At 61.1% G+C, this 24,813-nt stretch carries 12 protein-coding genes; 8 read left to right on the top strand and 4 right to left on the bottom strand.

Annotated features, from left to right (window positions below; translation table 11 throughout):
* Nucleotides 1-539: 539 nt before the first annotated feature.
* Together K8U03_00600 and K8U03_00595 are read left to right on the top strand one after the other, a co-directional pair.
* Complete coding sequence (locus tag K8U03_00600; protein ID MCE9603383.1) at nt 540-4,112, top strand: SUMF1/EgtB/PvdO family nonheme iron enzyme; 3,573 nt, start codon at nt 540-542, stop codon at nt 4,110-4,112.
* Nucleotides 4,113-4,463: 351 nt separating this feature from the next.
* Nucleotides 4,464-6,368 carry a PAS domain S-box protein gene (locus K8U03_00595; GenBank protein ID MCE9603382.1) on the top strand — a complete coding sequence of 635 codons (1,905 nt, stop codon included), beginning with the start codon at nt 4,464-4,466 and terminating at the stop codon, nt 6,366-6,368.
* Nucleotides 6,369-6,408: 40 nt separating this feature from the next.
* On the opposite strand, the gene K8U03_00590 is transcribed toward K8U03_00595, so the two are convergent.
* A complete protein-coding gene (locus tag K8U03_00590) occupies nt 6,409-6,921 on the bottom strand; it encodes a GNAT family N-acetyltransferase (GenBank protein MCE9603381.1) in 513 nt (170 codons plus the stop codon).
* 17 nt (nt 6,922-6,938) lie between these two features.
* A complete protein-coding gene (locus K8U03_00585; GenBank protein ID MCE9603380.1) occupies nt 6,939-8,384 on the bottom strand; it encodes a DUF1501 domain-containing protein in 1,446 nt (481 codons plus the stop codon).
* Between the two features lie 446 nt (nt 8,385-8,830).
* Between K8U03_00585 and K8U03_00580 the strand changes: the two genes are divergently transcribed.
* The 4 genes from K8U03_00580 (at nt 8,831) to K8U03_00565 (ending at nt 15,312) form a co-directional block, all read left to right on the top strand.
* The gene (locus K8U03_00580) at nt 8,831-9,151 is read left to right on the top strand and encodes a hypothetical protein (protein MCE9603379.1); all 321 of its coding nucleotides are present in this window, start codon (nt 8,831-8,833) and stop codon (nt 9,149-9,151) included.
* Between the two features lie 308 nt (nt 9,152-9,459).
* A complete protein-coding gene (locus tag K8U03_00575) occupies nt 9,460-11,226 on the top strand; it encodes a glycosyltransferase family 39 protein (protein MCE9603378.1) in 1,767 nt (588 codons plus the stop codon).
* Between the two features lie 341 nt (nt 11,227-11,567).
* Complete coding sequence (locus K8U03_00570) at nt 11,568-13,805, top strand: VWA domain-containing protein (protein MCE9603377.1); 2,238 nt, start codon at nt 11,568-11,570, stop codon at nt 13,803-13,805.
* Nucleotides 13,806-14,055: 250 nt separating this feature from the next.
* Complete coding sequence (locus tag K8U03_00565; GenBank protein ID MCE9603376.1) at nt 14,056-15,312, top strand: hypothetical protein; 1,257 nt, start codon at nt 14,056-14,058, stop codon at nt 15,310-15,312.
* A 955-nt stretch (nt 15,313-16,267) separates the two neighbouring features.
* On the opposite strand, the gene K8U03_00560 is transcribed toward K8U03_00565, so the two are convergent.
* Complete coding sequence (locus K8U03_00560) at nt 16,268-17,554, bottom strand: glucuronate isomerase (protein MCE9603375.1); 1,287 nt, start codon at nt 17,552-17,554, stop codon at nt 16,268-16,270.
* A gap of 244 nt (nt 17,555-17,798) precedes the next feature.
* On the opposite strand from K8U03_00560, the gene K8U03_00555 reads away from it, so the two are divergent.
* Together K8U03_00555 and K8U03_00550 are read left to right on the top strand one after the other, a co-directional pair.
* Entirely contained in the window at nt 17,799-21,029 is a 3,231-nt protein-coding gene (locus tag K8U03_00555) for a PSD1 and planctomycete cytochrome C domain-containing protein (protein ID MCE9603374.1), read from the top strand.
* A gap of 4 nt (nt 21,030-21,033) precedes the next feature.
* The gene (locus tag K8U03_00550; GenBank protein ID MCE9603373.1) at nt 21,034-22,626 is read left to right on the top strand and encodes a DUF1501 domain-containing protein; all 1,593 of its coding nucleotides are present in this window, start codon (nt 21,034-21,036) and stop codon (nt 22,624-22,626) included.
* Here the strand turns inward: K8U03_00550 and K8U03_00545 are convergent.
* Nucleotides 22,623-24,806: a hypothetical protein gene (locus tag K8U03_00545; protein ID MCE9603372.1), complete on the bottom strand. Its 2,184-nt coding sequence runs from the start codon at nt 24,804-24,806 to the stop codon at nt 22,623-22,625. The two genes, K8U03_00550 and K8U03_00545, sit on opposite strands and share 4 nt — an antisense overlap.
* Between the last annotated feature and the right edge of the window lie 7 nt (nt 24,807-24,813).

Below are 24,813 nucleotides of genomic sequence, written 5' to 3'. Positions count from 1 at the left end.
TGCGTCCCCTGTCCGCAGTCGCACGCCGCCAAAATCTGACGACGGAATTCCTTCGAGTAAATCATCGATCACCTCCGGTGATCGCCTAGCCTACTCAACTCCCGCCGATCGCGCTACGGCAATTTGGGATGCGCTCTAGGTTCGTGAGTGTTGCACGATTCCCGCGAGTTTCTCGCGGATTCGGGGCGCTTGATGCAGCGTCTTGCATCGGCATTCCGATGTACCGATTCGTGTATCGTTTTTTCGATCGGTCTCCGTTCGCGGCTCTGACATAGTCGCCGTCTTAGATCCGGAGATGGTGCTCCTAAGCGATAGCCGGCCTTCTTGCTCAGCAGGGCTGCAATTCAGCTCGCTTAATGATTCTCTTGAACCGCGCTCGTAGGTTCGCCTGATCGTGGTATCGCTGCTGGACGAATCTGCCGCGAAATGCCATCCGCCGGGATGCCATTTCAAAAGGCACCCACTCTTCAAAAAGACTGGCACCCCTTCTTGCGAGTGGTTACACTGCGGCTCCTGCCTTAGTCTTTAGGAGCCAGCCCATGGCCATCACAGTCGAGCAATTCGGCAAAGCGGTTGTTGCGTCCGGCGTCATGACGCCGGAAGAAGTGAAAGCCGTGTGGGCGACGTTCGCCCCGCAAGATCGCCCTTACGACGGCGAAGCTTTTGCGAAGCGCCTCATTGCGCTCAAAAAGCTCACCGAGTTTCAGGCCGGCGAGATCTTCGCAGGTCGCGACACGCCGCTCGTCCTCGGCGACTACGTGCTCCTCTCGAAGATCGGCGCCGGAGGCATGGGCCAAGTCTTCCAGGGCCAGCATCGGCACATGGAGCGCCTCGTCGCGATCAAGCTCTTGCCCGCGGCGCTCACCAAAGATGAGAACGCGATCAAGCGTTTTCAACGCGAGGTGAAAGCCGCCGCGAAGCTTGCGCACCCGAACATCGTTCAATCGCACGATGCGAGCGTGCAGCGAGGCAGTTGGTATTTGGTGATGGAGTATGTCGACGGTCGCGATCTTTCGGCGATCGTCAAAGAGCATGGGCCGCTGCCGATCAATCAAGCGGTCGATTGCATCTTGCAAGCGGCGCGCGGCTTGGCTTATGCGCATGGTGAAGGAGTCGTACATCGCGACATCAAGCCTGCCAATCTGCTGCTGGATAAGAAGGGGATCGTCAAGATTCTCGATATGGGCTTGGCTCGCTTCGACGACTCGGGAGACGCGGCCGACCATCAACTCACGAACGCCGGCCAAGTAATGGGAACGGTCGACTACATGGCCCCGGAACAAGCCGCCAGCACGCACGATGCCGATGCCCGGAGCGACATCTATAGTCTCGGTTGCTCGCTCTATCGGCTGCTGACGAAGGACAATGTGTATCACGCCGATTCGGTCGTGAAGAAGATTCTCGCGCACATGACCGCGCCGATTCCGTCGCTCTCGGCTCGTCGTCCCGACGTCCCTGCCGACTTGCAGTACATCTTCGAGCGGATGGTCGCGAAGAAGCCGGCCGATCGCTTTCAAAATGCGGGCGAGTTGGTCGCCGCGTTGGAATCGCTGCGCGGTTCCGGAGGCGCGGCCTCCTATGCCGTCGCCGGAATGGCGACACGCCAAAACTCTTCACACGATTTCCAAAGCTCGGTTCGTTCGACGTCGGATGTGGGCTCGAATTCCGGCTTTCCGGTCATCGTGTCGGATTCGCCATCGAACGGGCGCGAACCAACCGTCGGCCAAATTCGTGCGGAGGTCGAGACCGATCCGCGCCTCGGCATGGCGCCGCGCGGGCGCACGTCCGCAACCAATGCCCCTTCGGCCGCCCGAAGTCTGGTGAGCAAGCAACCCCTTGCGCTGATCGCCGGCGGAGTCGCGGGCTTGCTGCTTTTGTTGATCGGCGGAACGTGGGCACTGCTTCGCGACAAGGGGGGCAACGAGATCGTACACGCGAGCGGAGCCCAAGCGGGCGTCGCGCCCGTGCCGGTGGTGCCGCAATCGGCCGCTCCGGTAATTCCTGCTGCGGTGCCGGTCGTTCCCACGACGAAGGCCGTGGTCGCACCGAAGCCCGCAGTGTCGCAATTCGCGACTGCTTCCTCTTCGAACGGCTCTAATTCGACATCATCGGCAATGAACGGAGGAAGCAACTCGCCGAGCGGCGTCGCGACCTCGGTGCCTTCCGTGTCGAGCTCGTCGAATGCTTTCCCCTACGATCGGAGTTCGTTGCCGAGTTCCTACGTCGCGCCCCCCGGCTCGTCGCAAGCTCGTGTCTTGCAAGAAGACTGGGCGCGGCGCCTTGGTGTCGGCATTACGACGACGAACTCCGTCGGCGCGAAGATGGTGCTCATCCCTCCCGGCGAGTTCATCATGGGAAGCACCGACGAGCAAGTTGCGGAAATCGTGCGGCAACTCAGCATGACCTCTGCAACGCCGGCGGCGCTGACCCGCATCGAGAAGGGGGAAAGGCCTCGGCATCGGGTCGTATTTGCGAAGCCGATTGCGATGGGAGCCACCGAAGTTACGGTCGGTCAGTTCCGCCGCTTCGCCGACGCGACCCGCTACCTGACCGAAGCCGAACAAGACGGCTACGGCAACAGTTCCGGCCAAACGAATCCCGAACGAGCCATCGAAAACAACCGTGGCAAGAATTGGCGGACCCCGGGCTTTCCGATCACCGAGGAGCATCCGGTCACGCAAGTCACTTGGAACGATGCCCTGGCTTATTGCCGTTGGCTCTCGACTCAGGAGCGAACCACCTATCGCCTACCGACCGAAGCCGAATGGGAATACGCCTGTCGGGCCGGAACGTCGACCTTCTATTCGTTCGGTGACGACGATGCCTTGATGGATCATTTCGTTTGGAACGGAAGAACGTCGGGCTTTCGCTCGCAACCGGTCGGCATCAAGCACCCGAACACGTTCGGTCTTTACGATATGCACGGCAACGTCCAAGAGTGGTGCCAAGACAACTACGACGAAACCTTCTACGCCAGGGCTTCGCTCAATAACCCGGTCGCCTCAACGACCGGCACGGTGGTCGTGGTGCGAGGGGGCGCGAGCATCGGACCCCTTTACCAATGTCGCAGCACCGCGCGCGGCAGCTCGACCCGCACTCTCCGCACGACAAGCTTCGGCTTTCGCGCCGTTCGCGAGCTCGATGTCGCGCCGAATCTCGTCGCGCAAACGTCGACGAGTACCATGCCGACCACAACGCCGACCACGACGACGTCGCCTTCCACATTTCCGAGCCCAACGTCCGGCACCTCGGTTGCGATGACGACTCCGCAATCGCTGCCGTCTTCTGCGAGTAGCGCGGCCTCGCCTGCTCCGCCTTCCGAGGAAGGATCGTTGGCGAAGATTCAATTGAATCCGGAACTCACTTTCATGTCGGGCCTGGCGATGCCCGTTTCCATCGGCACGGTCCCCATGACCGGCTTGCCGACCGGCACGCGACTCGTCATCCGAACCTTGCCGAAAACCATTCGCGCCTTGCCGACCGGCATCCGCGCCGACAACGGACAATTGTTCGTGCCGATCATGGCCCCCGAAGGGACCTCGGCAGGCCCTTACGAAGTCGATTTCATCCTCACGCGCGGGAAGGATCGCAAAGAGCAAAAAGTGACGATCACGGTTTCCGGATACAATCTTTTCAGCGCGATGAAAATGTGCCTCGGCGTGCAGCCCGCGGCGAATCAGCCGGTGAGAATTCCGGAAGGACGAGGCTTTCCGTTCCAAGTCGAGCTCGTGAACTTCAATTCGGAACCATTTATGGTGCCGCCGAATAACGATCCCAATGCGACGTTCCGTTTTCCGATCATCGGTTTCGTCAGCCGGTGGATCGAACGCTTGGACGGCCCGAAAACGATCCCCAGCCTTTCGCAGAACGGAACGCGAAACGGCAATCTCTATAGCGTTTCGAGCTACCAGATCAACGGTCGCCAGCAGATCACCCCCGGAAAGTTCGACACTAACACGGTCTCGCAACAGACGATCGCCGGCCTCGTTCCGGGAAAGTATCGTCTCGTGTTCGAGTTCCGCCACTACGGCGAAAACAACTCCATCTCCGGCGGAAGCATGCCTCCCGGCCCGAACTCCGTCTCCTACCACTTCGAGATCGTGGCACCTTAGAGCGATCTTACGAAGTCTCTAGCGCGATCCGTTCGGACTAGGTGAGAGGATCGCCTCGGTGAAGTCGGCGATCACCTGGTCTTCTTCCGATCTGCCGGCGTAGATCTTGTCGCGCTTGATGTCGACTCTCGCCATGTGTGGGTCGATCCGTGGCGGCTTCCTGTTCTTGGGGAAGAGATCTAGATCTTGGAACTGAGAGATAATCGTTCTTGCTGCGCGATCATCGATCACGCGCGAGAGCCGTTCTTTGACGCGGTCGCGCTGCGCATCTACGCTTAGAGCTTACATCCAGCTCGGAGCGACTCCATGGCGAACGGAAGCGAAGGCGGGAACGGTGGTCAACTACGCGACATGGAAGAGCATTTTGCGCAATTAGTAGCAGGTGTGCGCGACTATGCGATTTTCCTTCTCAGTCCCGGCGGAATCGTCAGGAGTTGGAATGCCGGTGCGGCTCGAATCAAAGGCTACGAGGAAAAGGAAATCGTCGGTTCGCATTTTTCTCGGTTCTATGTGCCCGAGGCGATCGCTACCCGCTGGCCTGAAGAAGAGCTGAGGCGTGCGGTTCGCGATGGGCGCTTCGAGGACGAAGGTTGGCGCTTGCGGAAAGACGGCACGCGGTTTTGGGCGAATGTCGTGATTTCCGCGCTGCTCGATCCCGACGGAACGGTTCGCGGATTCTTGAAAATCACGCGCGACCTCACCGAGCGCAAGAAAGCCGAGGAGGAATTACGGCTGAGCGAAGAGCGTTTTCGCTTGCTCGTCGATGGAGTCAAAGACTATGCGATCTTCATGTTGGACAGCGAGGGGAAAGTCGCGAGTTGGAATGCCGGCGCGCATCGTATTAAGGGGTACACGGCGAGCGAGATCATCGGCCGACATTTCTCGTGCTTCTATTCGTCCGAAGACGTCGCGGCGGGCAAGCCCGCCGGCGAATTGAAGGAAGCATTGGAATTCGGCAGCGTCGAAGATGAGGGCTGGCGCGTAAAAAAAGATCGCTCGTTGTTCTGGGCGAATGTCGTCATTACCGCGATCTTCGACGATCGGCAACGCCATATCGGCTTCGCGAAGCTCACCCGCGATCTCACGGAGAAGCGAAAGGTTACGGCGTTGGAAGTCGCCGATCGTCAAAAGAACGAATTCTTGGCGATGTTGGCTCACGAACTGCGAAACCCGTTGGCTCCGATCAGCAACGGCCTACAGCTATTGAAGTTGCAGGGAAGCAACGATGCGGCTCTGCAACAAACGACCGCCTTGATGGAACGGCAGCTTTCTCACTTGGTGCGACTCGTAGACGACCTGATGGACGTGAGCCGCATCGTGACCGGAAAGATGAGTTTTCAAAAGGAGCCGGTGGAGCTGGCGATGGTGATCGCGCGGGCCGTCGAAGAGACGCAGCCGGCCATCGATGCGCGCGGGCACGAGCTGATGTTATCCCTGCCGGCGAGACCGATCGTCGTCGATGCCGATGCGGTTCGTCTCGCGCAGGTGGTGAGTAACCTGCTGGTCAATGCCGCGAAATACACCGACAAGCCCAGCCGAGTTTGGCTCTCGGTCGAGCGTCAGGGAGACGAAGCTTTGATTCGCGTCAAAGATACCGGACTGGGAATCGCTCCGGAGGTGCTCCCCAGGATCTTCAGTCTGTTCGTGCAAGCGGATACCTCTTTGGCTCGTTCGCAGGGAGGCTTGGGCATCGGTCTCACCGTCGTGAAACGAATCGTGGAAATGCACGGCGGCAGAGTCGTCGCGACGAGCGAAGGTATCGGGAAAGGAAGCGAATTCATCGTTCACATGCCGATCTCGCAAACATCCGTCCCGGTATCGAAGTCGTCTCTTTCGTTGCAGCAGGCCCGCACGACCAAGCGCAAGATCTTAGTCGTCGACGACAACGTCGACGCGGCGGGCACGATCAGTTCGTTGCTCAAGGCGTGGGATCATGACGTCCAAACGGTATTTAACGGACCGAGTGCGCTCGAGGTCGTGAAAAGCTTTCGACCCGAAATCATCATCCTCGATATCGGTTTGCCGGGCATGAGCGGCTACGAGGTCGCCAGGGCGATTAAGGCCGATCCTCTCTCAAGCGGCATCGTCATCGCGGCGTTGACCGGCTACGGCCAGGAGTCCGATCGCAAAAAGTCGCAAGAAGCAGGCTTCGACTACCACATCACGAAACCGCCGGACCCTCATGTCTTAGAATCGCTTCTCGTCTCTCCGCGTCTCGACACGATTGAGATTTCAGTTAACAAGAATCTGAACTAAATAGAACTCGCCCGCAGCAAATCTACGGGCCAGATTCTATTTAGCTTCGGCGAACCAAGTAGTGAGCCGCCGGGCCGTAGGATTCTCGGACTGCGCTTACGGCCGGTTCGAGGTCGGAGACGGCGCTGAAGCCGTAGCGCTCCCAGTAGGGGCGAGAGTTTTGAACGGCTACCAACGCAAGAGTCGCGTGGCCGAGCGATGCCGCATGTGCGAACGCGGTCGTGATGAGCTTGCGTCCCGCACCTTGGCCCTGATGGCTCGGCCGCACCGCTTTGTCGTGAATGAAGTAGCAATCCGGTATCTCGACCTGGGGCTCCAAGAGGCGATCGAGCTTCGGTGGGTTCGAGAGTAAGGCGGGATGCGAGAATAGATAACCGCTGACGCTTCCCTCGGTCTCGTAGGCCCAGCAGCCTGCGGGATAGCGTGCCAGTTTGTCGGCGAAGACCGCGATCGCTTCCAGATGGTAGTGAGGATAGGCTTCCCGCTGAATGCGTTCGACGGCGTCCAAGTCGTCGATCGTGAGTGGTCGCAGGTTCTCGCGCATGCGTTCCATCGTACCTCGAACCTGGTTCACTCCATGAGCTCGTGAATCGGTTTCGCACCCATCGTCACGAAGTGCGGCCGGCCGGAGCGATCCGGCACGCGCGTCTCGGGCCCGATTCCGAGCAACTCGTAGACCGTCGCGCAAACTTCGGTAGTGCTGACGGGCCGGTCTTTGACGAACGCCGCCGTTGCGTCCGAGGCTCCGACGACCGTACCGCCCTTGATGCCCGCGCCGGCGAACATCGAGCCGTAGCAGTGGGTCCAATGGTCGCGCCCGCCGGAGTTGTTGATCTTCGGCGTGCGGCCCATCTCGCTGGTGACGAGGATCAGCGTTTCGTCGAGCAGCCCGCGCGACTCCAGGTCTTCTAAGAGCGCGGAATAGACTTGATCGAAGATCGGCAGCTTGTTGTCTTTCAGAATCGGGAAGTTTTTGCGATGTGTGTCCCAGGCATCGTAGTCGAGCATACCGGGCGTGGTGTGGTAGAGATCGAACGTCACGTTTACGAACCGTGCGCCGCGCTCGATCAACCGCCGAGCCACAAGCGCGCTGTTGCCGAAGAGCGTGTTGCCGTAGCGCTCGACGAGCATCGGCGGCTCCTTCGCGAGATTAAACGCGTCGGACAACTTCGACGCTCCGAGTACGCCGAACGCTTGTTTTTGTATTTGGCTATAGCGCTCGGCCTCACCCGACTTCTCGAGCCGTCGGTGTTCTTCGTCGATTTGGCGCAGCAGGTCTTTGCGAAGGTTGAAGCGATCGATCGTGATTTCGGTCGGCAGCGCGCTGTTGGGCAACATCGGCACGCCCCGCACCATCGAAGGTTTGCCGGGAAGCGGACTCTCGCCGGCATCGATCTTCGGTTCGCATTCGGTCGTGAAGGCGTCGTAGCGCTTGCCGAGGAAGCCGCCGTAAGGGCCGGCGCGGCGAAAGTTCTGACCCCAGCCGAGCCAGTTCGGCATGTAGACATACGACGGCACTCCGTTGGGGTCGGTGCGGCCGTCGAGAAATTCGCAAACGGAACCCATGCTCGGCGGATCGCTGGCCCGCGGGTTTTGGTCGGGCATCGTCGCTTCGTGGCCCGTGTAGCTCGGCAGGCAGTTGTGGCAACCGCCGTTGTGGTTGAGCGACCGGATGAGCGCGGTGCGATGCATCCACTTCGCCGTGCGCGGCAGGTGTTCGCAGATTTGAATTCCCGGCACGTCGGTGGCGATCGGTTGAAACTCGCTTTTCACTTCCGACGGTGCGTTGAGCTTCAGGTCGTACATGTCCTGCGTGGCGGCCCCGCCGAGCAGATAGAGCACGATGACGTTTTTGGCTTTCGGAGCGCGCAGCGCGCCGGATCGTTCGGCGGCCAGCAAGCTCGGCAGGTTGAAGGAACCGCCTAAGAACGTCAGCGCGCCGGCGGCCAAAGTTTCGCGCCGTGTGACGCCGTCGCAACAACGGCGCGGACTACCGAGCATGCGCAACATCGTCATGGGAACGTCCCTCAATAAGAAACCAAGGGCTGCGACTTCTACGGCAGGAACGAGCGAGCGGAGACGCGGAGGCGGGAAAGGCGATCAACAAGGCGGAACACCGATCGGCTATTATCGATATCAGACCGGTCTGCGCTTGGCAATTAAATAGAGTTTGAGCAGTGCTTCCTCGTTGGTTTATGGTCGGCGCTCGCTGTAGCGCAATGCTTCTTGAATACTCTTTCGATGTGCTTCGAGAACCGCAGTAGCGATATTCGTGAAATCGCAAGCGCTGTAAAAGGTGCTCCGTGCGTGTAAGATGGAGGGAAGCGATCCGGCGAAAGGGACTGCGCCAGGACCGCTTCCTGCTCCCCATCAGTGACGAAGCGGCGCCGTTTCCCAGCGGCTGTGCTGAGGGCAGCACTCCGTTCGAGTTCAACGGTCTTAGCAGATTAAGGACATGCGCTATGCGAATGGTGAATCAAGTCGTGACGATCGAGTCGCTGAAGAACGGCGACCGATTCGAGTTCCTCACGGCTCGTTCGGAGTGGGCGCATAATTGCTTCTTGCCGCACCCGCAAGATGTGCTGCTGGTAGCGCGGAGCGCGTTCGTCGACCCGCACAACCAATGTCGGTTCTCCTATCTTTTGGAAAAGTTTCCGAAGGGAAGGCCGCAAGATTGGTGGGGCGCTTCGCAGACCCAAGTTCGGCTGTTGGGCCCCGTTTCCAACGCGGCTCCCGCTGCCGACGAGAAGCCGGCGAAGAAAACGAAAGCCAAGAAGAAGTAACGCGTAGCCGGCAACTCGGCTCTCGCTGATTCACGTGCGGCCACGATGCGTTGCGCTGCCGGCAATCGGTTTGTTCTCGCAATGCGCTTCCGCTTCTTCGATGGCGCGCCGCTGGGCGTGCTGTCATCGCGCGCTTCGCCGTTGAAAGGCTTCGAGCCGCTTCGAGAGGCTTCGAGATCGACTGCGATTGATCTTTTTGCGGCCTCGATTCGGCGATATAGTCTGCCGCCCTCAAGGTGCCGGCATGCCCCCAGGTTGCGTGCTCGCCGGCTACGAGCAACTTCCTTGATTCTTCGGACCGCTGCGCCATGAATTCGATCGCCCACCAAGGCCTGGTTCGCAATGCGAGTTTCGAGTTGCCGGTTCATGACGAACCTCGCTCCTGGGTTACGCTCCGGCGACTGTTGCTTTGCTTTCTCGCGCTCGGCATCGGGCTTCGTTTGCTCAAGTTCTTAGTTCCGTTTCCGCTCTGGGGAGACGAAGCTTTATTAACGTCTAATCTCATTCAGCGCGGCTATCTCGACTTGATGCGGCCGCTCGGGCTCACGCAAGTCGCACCTCTCTCGTATCTCTGGATCGAACGGGCCGCGATCCAACTCTTCGGGGTTTCTGAATACTCGTTGCGAGCCTTTTCGCTCGTCGCGGGGATCGGCGGCCTCGTCTTGTTTCGCTACGTTGCCGGCCGCGTCGTGCAGGGATGGGCTTTGGTCTTCGCGGTCGCCGTGTTGGCCGTGTCTCACTTTCCGATTCGCCACTCCGCCGAAGTGAAGCCTTATGCTTCGGATTTGCTCGCGGCCGCGTTGCTGTTGTATCCCGCCTTGAGTTGGTGGAACGATTCGCAACGTGCGCGCCTGTTGTGGTTCCTGGCTCCGTGCGTCGTCGTGGCGCAGGCGCTGTCCTTCACTGCGGTGTTCGTCGCCGGCGGAATCAGTTTGGCCTTGGTTTCGGAGGTGTGGCGTCGTCGCGACCGCGAGATCGTCACGGCGTTTATCGCATACAACGTGGCGCTGCTCGCGGCGTTCGGCCTGTTCATCGGAATCTCGTCGGCGACGGGAAACGGAGTCGGCGAAAGTATGCAGTTTTTTTGGGCGGAGGGCTTTCCTCCGTCGTGGACGCAACCTTGGCAATTCTTCGTGTGGCTCGTCCGTACGCATACGGGCGAGGCGCTCGCTTATCCGCTCGGCGGACAAGACGGAGGCTCGATCGTGCAAGCCGTGCTCTGCACGATCGGCGGCGTCTCGCTTTGGCGCCGCAACGACGAAACGAAAGTCGGCCGCCTCTTCGTCGGCATCGCTCTGGGGACCATGGCATTGGGCTTCATCGCCGCAGTCTTGCATCGTTATCCCTATGCCGCCGGCGAACGGTTGCAGCAATACTGGGCTCCCTTCGTGTGTGTGTTGTTCGGGCAAGGGATCGCGGTTTCGATCGCTGCGATTCGGAGCGAGAAGCATCGTATGCGCAACGCGACCGGCGTGCTGGTCGCGCTTGCGGTATTGGGAGTCGGGCAGGGGGTGTTCAGCATCGTCCACCCCTTCAAATTTCGTGAAGACTATTTACACCGCTCGTTTGCCGAATGGTTTTGGAGCGAAGCCAACGCGGGAGGTCCGCTCGTCGCCATCGAAGATCTCGGAGTCGATCTGGCCGGCGACAATCACACCTTTACCTTCGACTGCTTGCGGGCCATCTACGATAAGCGGTTCGATTACACCTCGATCGGAGAATCGGCCGTGGAGAATCGCTTGGACGCGATTCGGCCCGGCACTCCGCTCCGGATGGTAGCCTTCGGGAGTTATACCGTACCGTTGGCTCAGAAAGCGTTGGAAGTTTGGAAGGAATCGATGACGCGACACTATCGCTTCACCGATGAAACCCAGTATCCCGTCACGGTCGGCGTGTATAGTTCCGATCGACACACGTACTACGTCTGGAACTTCGAGCCGCTGACTCCGGATGCGCATCCGCGCCTGATTCGCGAGACGATCCTGGCGGGCGCGCAAGCGCCGAACCGGGAGAAAGTCGTCGTCGCGAAGAAAGCAAAGAGCCCGCTCGATGCTGCCGAGATCGACTTTCGCTAATCGCCGAAGGTCTCTCGGGCCGGTCGCGTAAACGCTCGGCCGCTTCCGTAGGCTTTCATGCCCGGCAGGCCGAGAGTTAGCGAGGTTTCGGCCATAGGCACCGCATTTTCGGCCCGAATCGGGGCCTCTCGCCCGGCCGGACCGTTGCCCGTCCGAGGCCGTTTACCTGTCGCCGGCGTTCCGGTCCGGAACGCATTTTTTGTCGCCGGCATAGGTGTTACTCTTAATTTTCGATTATAGTAATTCGCTGTCGTTTGACCGGAACCAAACGATCGAAATCTATCGCGAACGGCGCTGCAAGTTCGCACTGCGATGAGGGACTAATCGTGAGTAGCGATTCGATGCCTCTTGAAACCTGGAGCGGTTCGACGCTCAAGGCCGAGATCGTCGGCACGGCTCAGCCTGCCGCCGGCGGCCAAACTCCGTCCTCCCCGAGCGACGAGATCTACACGCCGACTTTGTACACGGCCGACGTCGTCGAAGAGTCCGCGCCGCTTCCGCCGCCGCTCCCTCCTATGCCGCCGCATGTAGCGGCGCGTCAAGCACCCGCGCAACAAGCCGCACCGCAACAAACTGCCCCGCAACTGGCCCCCGCGCAGCAGCCTGCTGCTCCGGCGCAAGCCGAGGCCGCCGCGCAAGAGCAAGCTCCGGCCGACGACGCGGCTCGCGAAGCGCCGGGAGCACAAGTGAGCCGGACGTTGCTGCACGGCTTCGCGGCCGCGGCATCGTCGACCGTGTTTCACTTGCTCCTGCTCATTTTCCTCGGCCTGATGATGACGCCGGGAATCAATCGTCCGGAAATCAAGATCATCGAAGCCACGGTGAACGAGCGGCCGATCGAGGAAGTGGTTCAGCGTCTGCAAACCGATCTCAAGCCGGCGACCCAACTTAATGCCGCTTCCTCGCCTGCGACCGCCGGCGGTGGTATTCAAGGCGTGACCCTCGCGACCGCCATCGCGCCGCCGAAGTTGAATACCAAGGTGGTCGATCGGATGACGTCGGTGAAGGTCGATGTCGGAGCCGCGAACGTGTTCACGACGACCGGTGCGAGCTTCGCCTCCGCGGTGCCGCAAGGTACGCTCGGCGAAGCGCTCACTACGGTCGAAGGATACGGCGAAGCGATGGACCTGCTCACGCAAGAAATTCTCAATCGCTTGGCGCGCAGCAAGGTCCTCGTCGTGTGGGTCTTCGACCAATCTCTCTCGATGAAAGACGATCAAAAGGATATCCGCGAACGCCTGGAGAAGGTGTACACCGAGCTCGGACTGTCTTCGACCGTAAAAGGGGACTCGCTCTTGACCGGCGTCGTCAGTTTCGGGAAGGATTTCGCCGTCCATACCCAACGCCCGACGAACCTGATGGAAGACATTCGCAAGGCGATCGATGCCGTGCCGGTCGATGAATCGGGCGAAGAGTTCACCTGCACCGCGATCGGCAGGGCCGTCGCCGGGTTCCGTCAGTTTGCGAATGTCGGCGGTGGTCGGCAGATGATGGTCGTGCTCGTGACCGACGAAAGCGGAAACCAAAACGACAATATCAGCACGCTCGAACCGGCGATCGCGGTCTGTAAGGATGCCAAAGCCTCGGTCTACGTGCTCGGACGCGAAGCGGTGTTCGGTTATCCCTACGCCCACATGAACTGGCCCGTCACCATTCCCGCGGTCGGCGGCGGATCCATCACGCGCAACTTCGTCGTGCCGGTCGAACGAGGCCCGGAAACGCCGTTCGTCGAGATGCTGCAAACCGAAGGTTTCAACAAACGTACCGATGCCCATCCGAGCGGCTTCGGGCCGTACGAGCAAGTGCGCATGGCGCGAGAAACCGGAGGCATGTTCATGATGCTTCCTACGCCGGAAGCGGCCGTGTTTCGTCGCGACACCACGGTCTTCGACTTCGAGCAGATGCGCCCTTACTTGCCCGACCTCCGCAGCCGCGATGCCTATGCGAAGGATCGCGAGTATGCGCCGGTCCACGCCATCATCTGGCGCGTCATCAACGACTTGAATCCGTATCGTCCGGAGATCGCGCAGCACATCAACCTCCGGCAAGGCTTCAGCGCCGATCGCGCGGCATTCGCCAGAGAAGTCGACGTGGAACTCGCCAAGGCCCAACGCTACGTCGAGTATCTGAATATCGCCGAAAAGGCGCTGCGCGACGCGCGGAAGTTTCGCGATCGGGAAAAGTCGCCCCGGTGGCGAGCCCACTACGATTTGATCCTCGCGCAACTCATCGCCTATAAGGCGCGCGTCTTCGAGTATGGGGCGTACCTCACGCTGTTTCGAACGAACCCGAAGGCCGTCGATCCGGCCACGCCGAGCAAGGCGCACGGCGGCTGGCAAATGAACGAACGGGGCAAGACCGTAGCGGACAAGACCACGAAGCCGCTCGTCGAGGAATCGACCGCGATGCTCAAAGCGATCATGGTCGAATACGCGGGAACTCCCTGGGCGACTCGGGCCGACTTCGAATTGAAACGGGGCTTCGGCGTCGACCTGGTGCCGACGTATTACAACCCGAACCCGCCTCCGAGTACCGGCGGCGGCGTGCCGGTTCGGCCGTTTACCGTGCCGAAGATTTGATGAGTGCATAAGCTTAAGGCCTTCGTCGTTCACGGCTCACCGGTGTTAATCTGTTCCGGTCCTGCCGAAGGTTCCCGCGCCGCGGTATTTTTTTCGTCTTCGGCCGGCGATGTCGATTCTCATAATCGGCGTCCCTAGAAAAAACCGTACCGACGGCACGATCGCGGCATGCAGTATCGCCGGCCAGGTCGCAGCGCCGCCGCAGCGCGCCCGCGCCCGACGGCGCTCGACCGCATAACCGAGAAGCACCATGCGTCACCCTCTCAGAAGCATCGTCTTGGCCGTCGTCGGGCTCTTCATAGTCGCGAGCGCGGCGCAGGCGCAGCCGTTCGGCGTCGAACTCCACAACAACCTGCTGCCGGCATCGGGCGGCATGGGAGGCGTCGGCAATACTCGGCCGCAAGAATTGCTCGCCGGCCTGAATGCCAATCCCGCGACGCTGACCCAATTCCAAGGCTCGCAATTCCAGTTCGGCGGCGGCTGGGCCGAAGCGACCTACGATCTCTATCAGACCGGAAGCCTGCGGGTTCCGAACGTCGAGCCGTTCTCCGGAAAGTCGCAAACGCCCGGCGTCGCCGTCGCCAACATCGGCTTGAGCCGGCAACTCGAAGTGCTCGGCGCCGATGCCACGATGGGTTTCGGGCTCATCTCCAACGCCGGCGCGGGGGTCGACTTTCGTGGCATCCCGGCGAGCAATCGCGCGAGCTCGAGCATCTTGGTCTTGGAAATGACGTCGGCCTTCGGCGTGAAGCTGACCGATCGCCTTTCGCTCGGCACGAACTTCTCGCTCGGCACCGGTTACTTCGACGGGCCGTTCGTCGGCAACAGCGCGATGGCGCAAGCCTACGGCATCCGCGGCGGCTTGGGCGCGAACTACGCTCTCACCGATGCCACGTCGCTCGGCGTGTATTGGCAAACGAAGCAGCATTTCAACTTTCGCAATGCGATCAGCTTTGAAGCGTTCGACGGCACTTTCCAGACTACGCGCAACGTACAAATGGAGCTCCCGTCGAACGTCGGTTTCGGCATCGCCAACACGCGACTCCTGGACGGCAGGCTGCTGCTCGCGATGGATATCTTGTACAAAAATTGGGAACGGGCCGACCTCTTCAGCTCGGTCTATCGCGATCAATGGGTCTTTCAATTCGGCTCGCAGTATAGTTACAACCGGCTGCGGCTCCGAGCCGGCTACGTCTACGCGCAAAATCCCGTGAAGCCGATCACAGGCGCCGCCGTCGGCGGCGTCGTTCCTCCGGGCACTCTGGCTCAAGGCATCGCGGCGGTCGAGTATGTGCAATCGCAATTCGCGTTGATCAATCAGAACCGCATCTCGGGCGGCATCGGCATCGTCGACCTGAAGCCGGGCCTCGATCTCGACCTCTTCGCCGGCGGCATGCTCCCCGAGTCGGGCTCGACGGGGCAGTACACCTCGGTGAAAGTGCAAAGCTATTGGGTCGGCCTCGGCATGACCTACCGCTTCGGCCGCAACGGCGTCTTAGCTCGCTAAAGTAGCAGGCACGTTCCACGTGCCGTAGCCACGTGCATCGCTAAAGCTAATTGCAGCATCGCGACGCACGCAGTCTCCGTTCAATAGCCCCGGATGTATATCCGGGGCCGCACCGCAACGATCGTTCCGTATCAACTGTGGCGGACGGCACGTGGAACGTGCCTGCTACTTAAACAAAGCACAGCCATAATCGCGCCGGCTTGCGACTTGAAAAACATTCGTGCGTCGTCGCCCGAGCGGGCTGGGGCATCTTGTCAAACGATTCTCTGCGCAGAGCATTCCGCCCGAACCGGCTTGCTTCATTTGAAGCAAGACTGGCTCAGGCGACGACGCACCGGACGACGCCCATAGCGACGAAGCGTTCTCTGCGATGTTGCAACCTCGCAAAGACCATCGTGCAAGTTTCGATCCTCGTTGGTTGTCGTCGTGCGTCTCGCCTGAACGCACGACGACCGAGGATCGCGAGGCATAATTTCTTACGCACCGCAAGCCGGAAGAAGACATCGAACGTTCGTTTTCGGCAATCGCGCGATCGACCATCGTCGCAAGGGACCGAGTTTAGCGCTCGATTCGTTCCAGCCCCGGCGGCGACAAGCGGCGCAGCCGAAGCTAAAAATTCCCCATCGCGATTCGTCGTCGCATTTTATTGCAACGCGTCGAAACCTACCGGAGGTCGGAGTCGCGTCTCCTCACACGACTCAACATCGCACGACACGCGGTGAGATTCAACGCGAAGAATTGGGCCAAGTCTTCAACGTAGCAGGCACGTTCCACGTGCCGTCCGCCACGAACGATACGGAACGATCATCACGCTGCGGCCCCGGATATGCATTCGGGGCTATTGAACGGAGCTGAACGTGTCGCGATCGTGCGTCGCGCTCGAATGGCGCATGTGGCTACGGCACGTGGAACGTGCCTGCTACGTTAATGCGCGCGGCAGCGAATCGAATCGCACTTAGTCGCGATAAAAGATCCGCCGCGTATTGTCTCGCAGCACTTCCGTGCCGAGCGCGATCGCGCGCTCTTCGCTCCAATTTCGATCGACCACGTAGCGCTCGGCCAAGATCTTCGCCAAGATCCGCTTATACATCGCGAACTTCGGCAGCGCGAATTCCAGCTTATACATGTCGCTGTAGTAGCCGACGTTCTTCGTGCGCGGCACCGCTTCGAGCCGCGCCGCGGCGTCGTGCTCGATGTAGGTCGGCGTGTTCGAGTACCACCAGTGGCCGTTGATCGCGACGTTCGGAAAAATCCAAGCGTAGCTGACCAGTTCTTGATTCGTGACGCTCGCCAACACCGAGATCGGAAACATCACCGCCGGGAAGGCATTGAACAGCTCTTTGTATTGAATCAGCGAAACCCGACTGTCGTACAAGTCCATCCCCTGAAACACGCCGCCGGGATACACGGCCCGATTCACACCGATCATCAGATCGAACGGCAGCTTGAACTCGACGCAGTATTCGGCCAGCGTCCAAAAGACGAAGTTCGACAGGTCGCGCCGTCGCGCGGCATCGGCATTCACGCCGTCTTTGAGAACTGCCTGCAAGGCGAGATCGGCGGTCGCCGCTGCGACTTTCGTCGGCGCGAAGTCCGGAGGAAGCGAAATCGCGCAGGCCCGCGCGCCGCGCGCTTTGAAATGTCGGAACAACAAGCCGATCGCCGCACGAAGCTGCGCCGCCGAGCCGATCGCACTTTGGGTCGCCTTCTCAAGCCGCGCGCGCACCTCCGGCTTGCCGAGATGAAATACCAAATCATCGGTTCGCAGGCACGGCACATAGGTCTGCGTGTCGAACCCTGCGAGCGGGTCGTCGAAGTCGTTCGTTAGAAATACCGCTTCGAGCTTGCTTTGCTTCAGCACCTGTTGCGACCAATCGCCGGCTTGCATCTTCTTGGCGGCCGTGTCGTATAGCTGCTCCCAGTTGTCCGGCGTCACGCGGTCGTCGGCGAACCCGAAGAATTTCTGCGCGATCTCGATGAACCAACTGTATTGAATCGTGTTGTCGAGCGGCGCGAGGTTCTCGATGATTCTTCGCGTCTTCTCCTTCGGGTCGAGGCCCGGCTCTTCGATCGCTGCTTTCGGCATGCCGGCCGAGTGCGCGAGCTCGGTGTAGTAGTGGTAGCCGAGAATATCGACGAGCGTCGTCGAAGCCGGCGAGTGGGCATTGATGTGCGTATGGGGATCGACGATCGTGAGCGAATCGAGGGCGTCGAAAATGCGCGTGCGAAGCGAGTCGGACATGGCGTATTCCTGTGGGCGCGAAAAACGGCTCCGAAGCGGGCTTTATATCACAAATTTCCCGGAGCGGAGTGAGCCGCCGAGGGAAATCGGCACGGCAATCTCTGCTTGACGTTCGGGCTCGTCGACCGCAAAATGAATTCACCGGCCTAGCACTCCTGCACCGCCACGATCGACCTTCGTTCCCGCCTTCCTTTTCGGCGGTGGCTGACCCTCCGGTATTCCCGCCTCCTTAGGAGTTCCGCAGATGCCTTATCGGCTGCGTATCGTCGTCGGCGCATGGATCGTGGTCGGCTGCGCTGCGAGCGTGGCGCTCGTCGTCGAACAAGATGCGGCATTGCTGCTCTCGCGCTCCTCGGCCGTCGAGCTAGCCGTAAGTCGCTCCCAGGAAAAAGCGAAGCCGAGCGAACCGCCCGTCGAGTTCTCGCGCGACATCAAGCCGCTGTTGGCCGAGCATTGCATTCGCTGCCACGGACCCGATAAGGCCGAGGCCGGCTTGAACCTGACCGACCGTAAATCGGCGCTCGACAAACTCGCAAGCGGTGCGGTAAGCATCGTCGCCGGGAAGCCCGAGGCCGGCGAACTCCTGCGGCGCGTCGCCAGCCACGACCAAGACGTGCGCATGCCGCCGGAAGGCAAATCGCTTTCGGCAACGGAGATCGCCAAGCTCCGGCGCTGGATCGCCGAAGGGGCCGAATATCAAACGCATTGGGCCTATCGACCGCTGGTTGCGCCGGCCGTGCCGCAGGTCGCCGCAGCGGCGGCGATTCGCAGTCCGCTCGATGCGTTCGTTGCGGCGAAGCTCGCAGCGAAGGGGATCCGTCCGTCGCCCGAAGCCGAGCGCACGGTCCAGATCAAACGGCTCTACTTCGACTTGTTAGGACTCCTGCCGAAGCCGGAAGAGGTCGAGGCGTTCGTGGCGGATAAATCGTCGGCGGCTTATGAGGGGCTCGTCGACCGGCTGCTCGCGTCGCCTCACTTCGGCGAGCGTTGGGGTAGGCATTGGCTCGACATGGCCCGTTATGCCGATAGCGACGGCTACGAGAAAGACCGCGCTCGGCCCGACGCGTATGTCTATCGCGATTGGGTCATTCGCGCGATGAACGACGACGTGCCGTTCGACCGGTTCACGATCGAACAACTTGCCGGCGACTTGCTGCCGAAAGCCACGACGAGCCAAAAGATCGCCACGGCGTTCAATCGCCAAACGCTCACCAACGAAGAAGGGGGCGTCGACCAAGAAGAGTATCGCATTAACGCCGTGTTCGATCGAACCGACACGCTGGGCACCGTTTGGCTCGGGCTCACGCTCGGCTGCGCGAAGTGCCATAACCACAAGTACGACGAAATCTCGCAAACCGAATACTATCAGATGTTCGCGTTCTTCAACGGCGCCGACGAAGCGCTCACGAAGCTCCCGATGCAACGCAGCGATCTCGCGGCGCTCGAGCGAAAGTTGATCCCGTTGGAAGAATCGCTCGCAGCGCGGAAGCGAGAGATCGCGCCGGCGGAGCTGAAGTGGGAAGACGAGCAACGCAAGCTTATCATGGCGCTGCCGAATACGCCGCTCAAGGTCGAGCCGCTGGAGGTCGCGAACGTAAAAGCAACGAGCGGCTTGAAGTTTGCCAAACAGAAAGACGGATCGTATCGCGCCGAGTTGCCTAAGACCGCAGCGCCGTCGACCGACAGCTACACGCTCACTTTCGAGTCGAAACTCGCGGGGCTTACCGGCCTGCGCTTGGATGCGATTCCCGACCCGGAACTGCCGGCCAAGGGAGCCGGCCTCTCGGTCGACGGCGGCTTCGTCGTCACCGGCGTTCGGGCCGAGATCATTGATGCGTCAGGAAAGAAACTCCGCCCGCTGACGCTGCAACGGGCCACGGCCGACGCGATCGACGCAGGCTTCTTCGCGGCCGACGTACTCGGCACGACTGCCGTTAAGAAAACGGACAAGGCTAAGCAAGCGGACAAGGATAAGAAGAAAGGCTGGCATCTCGGGCCGAAGTTCAAAAACACGCACTACCTCCAGGTGCGGTTCATGGCTCCCCTGACGCTGGCCGCCGGCGAGCGGGTCGCGATCGAGCTCGAACAGTCGTACGGCGAAAGTCGCACGCTCGGCCGCTTCCGGTTGCAAGCGCTGACGGGCGATGCCGCGGAACTGCACATCCCGTTCGATGTCGCTACGGCGCTGAAGATGTATCCCGAGAAGCGCGTCGCGAAGATGAAGGAAACGCTGTTCGATCACTATGCGGATCAAGATGAGAAGGTCCGCACTCTGCAAGCGCAGATCGAAGCGGTGCTGACGGAGTCGAAGGTGGAGATGCTGCCGGTACGCACGATCGCGACCCCGCTGCACGATCGCAAGACGTTTCGCTTCGAGCGGGGAGACTTCCTTTCGCCGACCGAAGAGGTGCGCTCGAACCTGTTGCATGTGTTGCCGAAGCCGAAAGCCGACGGCAAGCCTTACTCCCGACTCGATCTCGCCCGCTGGCTGGTGAGCAACGAAAATCATCTCACGCCGCGCGTCGTCGCCAATCAGATTTGGGCTCGGCTGTTCGGCGTCGGCATCGTTCGCACGGTAAACGACTTCGGCGTGCGGGGCGATGTGCCGTCGCATCCGGAACTACTCGATTGGCTCGCCGTGGAGCTTCGCTCGGGCAGCGGCGCCGGGATGGTGAATCGTTCCGCGAAGCCGTGGTCGTTGAAGAGTTTCTTGAAGGTGATTCTCATGTCGGCCACGTACCGGCAAGCCTCGACGCACCGGCCCGAGCTGGTCGACACCGATCCGCAAAACACGCTGTTGTCGCGACAAAATCGGCTCCGTGTCGAAGGTGAGATCGTGCGCGATTTGGCGCTGAGCGCCGGCGGATTGCTGAACGCGAAGATCGGCGGACCGAGCGTGTTTCCGCCGATGCCCGCCGATTTGGCGAAGCTGAGTTACGCCAATAGTTTCAGTTGGACCGACAGCACCGGCGACGATCGCTATCGCCGCGGCATGTATACGTTCTTCAAACGGACGGTCCCGCACCCGACGTTGATGACCTTCGACTGCCCGGACGCGAACACGACCTGCGTCAATCGAACGGTCTCGAATACGCCCCTGCAAGCGCTCGCGCTGTTGAACAACGATAGCTTCGTCGAAGCATCGCAAGCGATGGCGAAGCGGCTGCTGGCGAACGACGCCGGCCCGGCAGCCGACGCTTCGAAAGGGAAGTCGGCTGCGGCTAAGGTCGACGATCGTGCGCGACTCGCACAAGCGATGCGGCTCTGCTTGGCGCGCCCCCCCGAAGCCGACGAGCTCGATCGCTTGCAAGGCCTGCTCGATGATGCCCGCTCGTATTATCAAGCCGCCCCGCAAGAAGCGGTGAAGATGAACGGGCGTTTCGCCGATGCGAAGATTTCGGCGACGGAAGCGGCGGCCTGGACCGCGACCGTCCGCGTGCTCCTGAACCTCGACGAATTCATTACTCGGGAATAGTCCCATGCATGAGTGCCCGGAAGACCGTGAGTTCTTTGCGCGTTTGCGCGCGGGTGCGCCGCGCGCAGATCGATCGCTCGACGGCGACCTGCTGCGCGCCCACGTGCAAGGGGAATCGCGGCGGCGGTTTCTCGGTCAGTCCGGCTACGGCCTGGGCATGGCGGCGCTCGCCGGCCTGATGGCAGGCGACGGTTTCACCGCGGGCAAGAGCCTCGCGAAATCGCCGGAAAAAGGAAACGCCGGCGCTCCGCCCGACCCGCTTGCGCCGAAGACGTCGCATTTTCCCGCGAAGGCGAAGCAGTGCATCTTCATCTTTCTCGAAGGGGCTCCGAGCCAGATCGATCTTTACGATCCGAAGCCGAAGCTCAACGAGCTCAACGGCAAGGCGTTGCCCGAGTCGTTGACGAAGAACGTCCGCTTCGCGTTCATCAAAAAAGAATCGGCCGTGCTGCTCGGGTCGAATCGGAAGTTTACCAAGCATGGTGCGTCGGGCATGGAGTTCAGCGACTTCATGCCGCACATCGCCACCTGCGCCGACGACATTCTGATGGTCCGCTCGATGCACACCGATCAGTTCAACCATCATCCGGCGCAGTTGTCGCTGTTGGCCGGCCGGCCGTTTTTCGGTTTGCCGACGATCGGCTCGTGGATGACTTACGGTCTCGGTAGCGAGTCGCAGAATCTTCCCGGCTACGTCGTCCTCTCGGCCGGTCGCGGCACGAGCGGCGGCGCCTCGCTCTGGGCCAGCGGGTTTCTTCCCTCGATGTATGCGGGCGTGCTGTTCCGCAATCAAGGGGAGCCGGTCTTAAACCTGACGAATCCCGCCGGCTTGCCCCCTGCATTGCAGCGGCAAGGGCTCGACGTGATGCGCGACCTCAACGCCGAGCGGTTTCGCGAGATCCACGATCCGGAAATCGCGAGCCGCATCGCCAGCTACGAGCTCGCATTCCGGATGCAATCTGCGGCGCCGGAATTGATCGATCTTTCCGACGAGACGCAAGCCACGCTCGACGCCTACGGCATCGATCGCAACGAGCCGGAACTGAAAGCCAGCCGCGGCGGAGGGCCCGGTCAGTACAAGCAATTCTCCACCAACTGTTTGCTCGCGCGGCGCTTGATCGAGCGGGGCGTCCGCTTCGTCAGCTTGTTCCACGCCTCTTGGGACCACCACTCGAACCTCGATGCCGAGCTCGGCCACAACTGCGGCATGGCCGATCAACCGGTCGCCGCGCTGTTGAAAGACTTGAAGCAGCGAGGGCTCCTCGACGACACGCTCGTCGTCTTCGCCGGCGAGTTCGGGCGAACTCCGCTCGGCGAGAATCGCGTCGCCTCGGGTGGCATCACCGGGCGCGATCATCATCCGTCGGCCTATAGCTTGTGGATGGCCGGCGGAGGCGTGAAGGGGGGGCTGACCTACGGAGCGACCGACGAGCTCGGTTGGTCGATCACGGAGAAGCCGGTGCACGTCAACGATTTCCATGCCACGCTCCTGGCGCTGTTCGGCATGGATCATCTCAAGCTCACGGTTCGCAACCAAGGGCTCGACGCGCGGCTCACCGGAGTCGGCGGCCATGTGATTCCTGAATGGATCGCCTAAGAAGCGGCGTGTTTCAGCGCGCTCGGCTGCATGCGCTGCACGCCGCGCAGCCCGAAGCGGATATCCAACCGTAAGTCGCCGCCGGCGGTGCCGCGCAGTTGCAGCTTGTGTCGGCCCGCTTTAAGCGCGACCGGAACATTGTCGAGCGTCGCGTGCTTGGCGTCCGTTCCGTACAGCGGGCGATCGTCGACCGCCAGGCTGAGGCGCATGCCGTGGCGAACGTGGAATTGATAAGTTCCGTCTTCTTCGACCTCGAAGAACCCATCGATCGTGAATTTCTCTCCCGGATCGACTCCCGCTTCGCGCAAGCAATCGTCGAACGTCGCCGACGTGATCACGGTCGCGGGCTTCTCGCCGCGCGTGAGCGCCGCTCCCGACTCCAGCTTTTCTTCGCCCGAGAAGGGAAACTTCGGCAACGGCTCATTGCCTTCGATCTCCAACTCAAGCGGCGGAGAAACGAAGCTCGCGATGGGCCCGGCTTGCGAAACGGCGTACGCCTGCAACGTGACGGGCCCTGAGCCGAGCAGCCGCGGATCGAGACGGATTCTGCGCGACGTCGCGTCGATGAATTGCGCGATCAGCCGGCTTCCTTGCGCGACGACGATGCTCGCGGGAGCGACGAATCCGCTGTTTTCGATTTCGATTTCGAGTCGTTCTCCCCACCGAACCGTGCCGATGCCGACACGCTTCAACGCGAGCTTGCCGTCGTGGTTGACGACGTCCAGCGGCACGACGATGCCGCTCCGCGTTTCGATCGTCTCGGAGCCGATCGCCATGATCCGCAGCTCATGCCGACCATCGGCGAGCGTGCGCGAGTCGAACGTGAAGGTTCCTCCCGGCCGAGTCGCACCGAACAGCATGCCGTCGATGTAAAGCTCGAATGCCGAGGCTTCGTCCCCATCGTCGAACTTCGCTGTCGGTACGAGCGTGACCTGTCCGCTCGCCGGCTTGGTCGAATCCAGGCCCGCGACTTCGATCGTTGCGCGGCGCGCCCAAGGTCGACAAAGCGGATCGCCGAGGACGAGCATTTGGTAAGGGCCGGAGATCGATTGATAATAGGCCTCGCCGGCCGAGCAGCCGCGCACGTAGTGCAGATGCATGTATGCCGAAGGGAATTTCTGCGGCACGGCATACGGTTCCCATACCGCGCCGGAAGTGAGAGCCGAGCCGGCGCGGACCCATTCGGAGATCGGCGTCTGTCCCGCTCCTTCGTTCAGCATGCCGCCGTGACTAGTGAGGTGTTCGCCGATCGCGCCGGGTAGGAGTTTGCTCCGTGTCTCGCGCAAGGAAAAGTCGGGGCTGCCGAGCATCGCGCCGGCTACGTCGGCTTTGTTCGTCGGCGCGATGCCTGAAAAGATTTCCGCTGCGACCCCTTCGCGACGAATCTCCGCGCCGGCTTTCGCAAACAGCGGGAGCCGCGTCTTCGAGCGGATATCGGAATTCTCGGCGAAGTAGATCGTGCCGGTCGGTCGCGAATAGTCGGCCTCGGCGCTGCGGGCGAGCATCTGTACCACTTCGTCCGTCGAATTGCCGCGACCGGCGGTAACGCCGAGCATCGCCGCAAGTAAGTAGTGCTCGCCACCGGCTTCGAGCAGTCGGTGTCCGGCGTCCCAGCCGTACCACGAACGGAAGCCGTGCGTGGCGGGGGCGTCGGTCGCAGTCGCCGGGCGAAAATATCCGTTCGACGTGAACAGCAAATACTCCGGCTTTTGCGCCATGAACTTCTGATGCAGAAACGTCACGCCCGTGAGCGAGGCTTGCGGCGTAAGCACCGGCGGAACCTTCGTGCCCGGCGCGACATCGGCGGAGCAATCGATGAGGGTCGGGAAGTCGCTGGAGTAGACGACGTAGTCGATGTGGTCGGTAAGGCGGCGGCGCTCGATCTCGGCGAGGATCGGCCCGAGTAGTTTCGCGCGCATCGTGGCGGCGTCGATCCGCTCGTTGTCGTCCGTCCAATTCAGATAGAAGACGTTTTGCGGCGGGATCTTGCGATTCCGAATGTAGTGGTTCGCGATCGTGAGCGACGACCAGCTGCGCTCGTTGACGACGAGCAGCACGTTTTCCGGGCCACCTCCGGCCAGCGCCGGCGACGACGAACGGAGCAGGCAAACGAGCAAGGCGAGAGCGGCGACGAGACGGCGAAGCAATCGTCGTGAGGTTTCGCTTCGCACTTGGAGCATAGCGGCT

It is taken from the genome of Planctomycetia bacterium (assembly GCA_021413845.1).
GTDB lineage: Bacteria > Planctomycetota > Planctomycetia > Pirellulales > PNKZ01 > PNKZ01.
The sequence above is the reverse complement of the archived record's forward strand: the minus strand, read 5'-3'. Positions and strand labels throughout refer to the sequence as shown.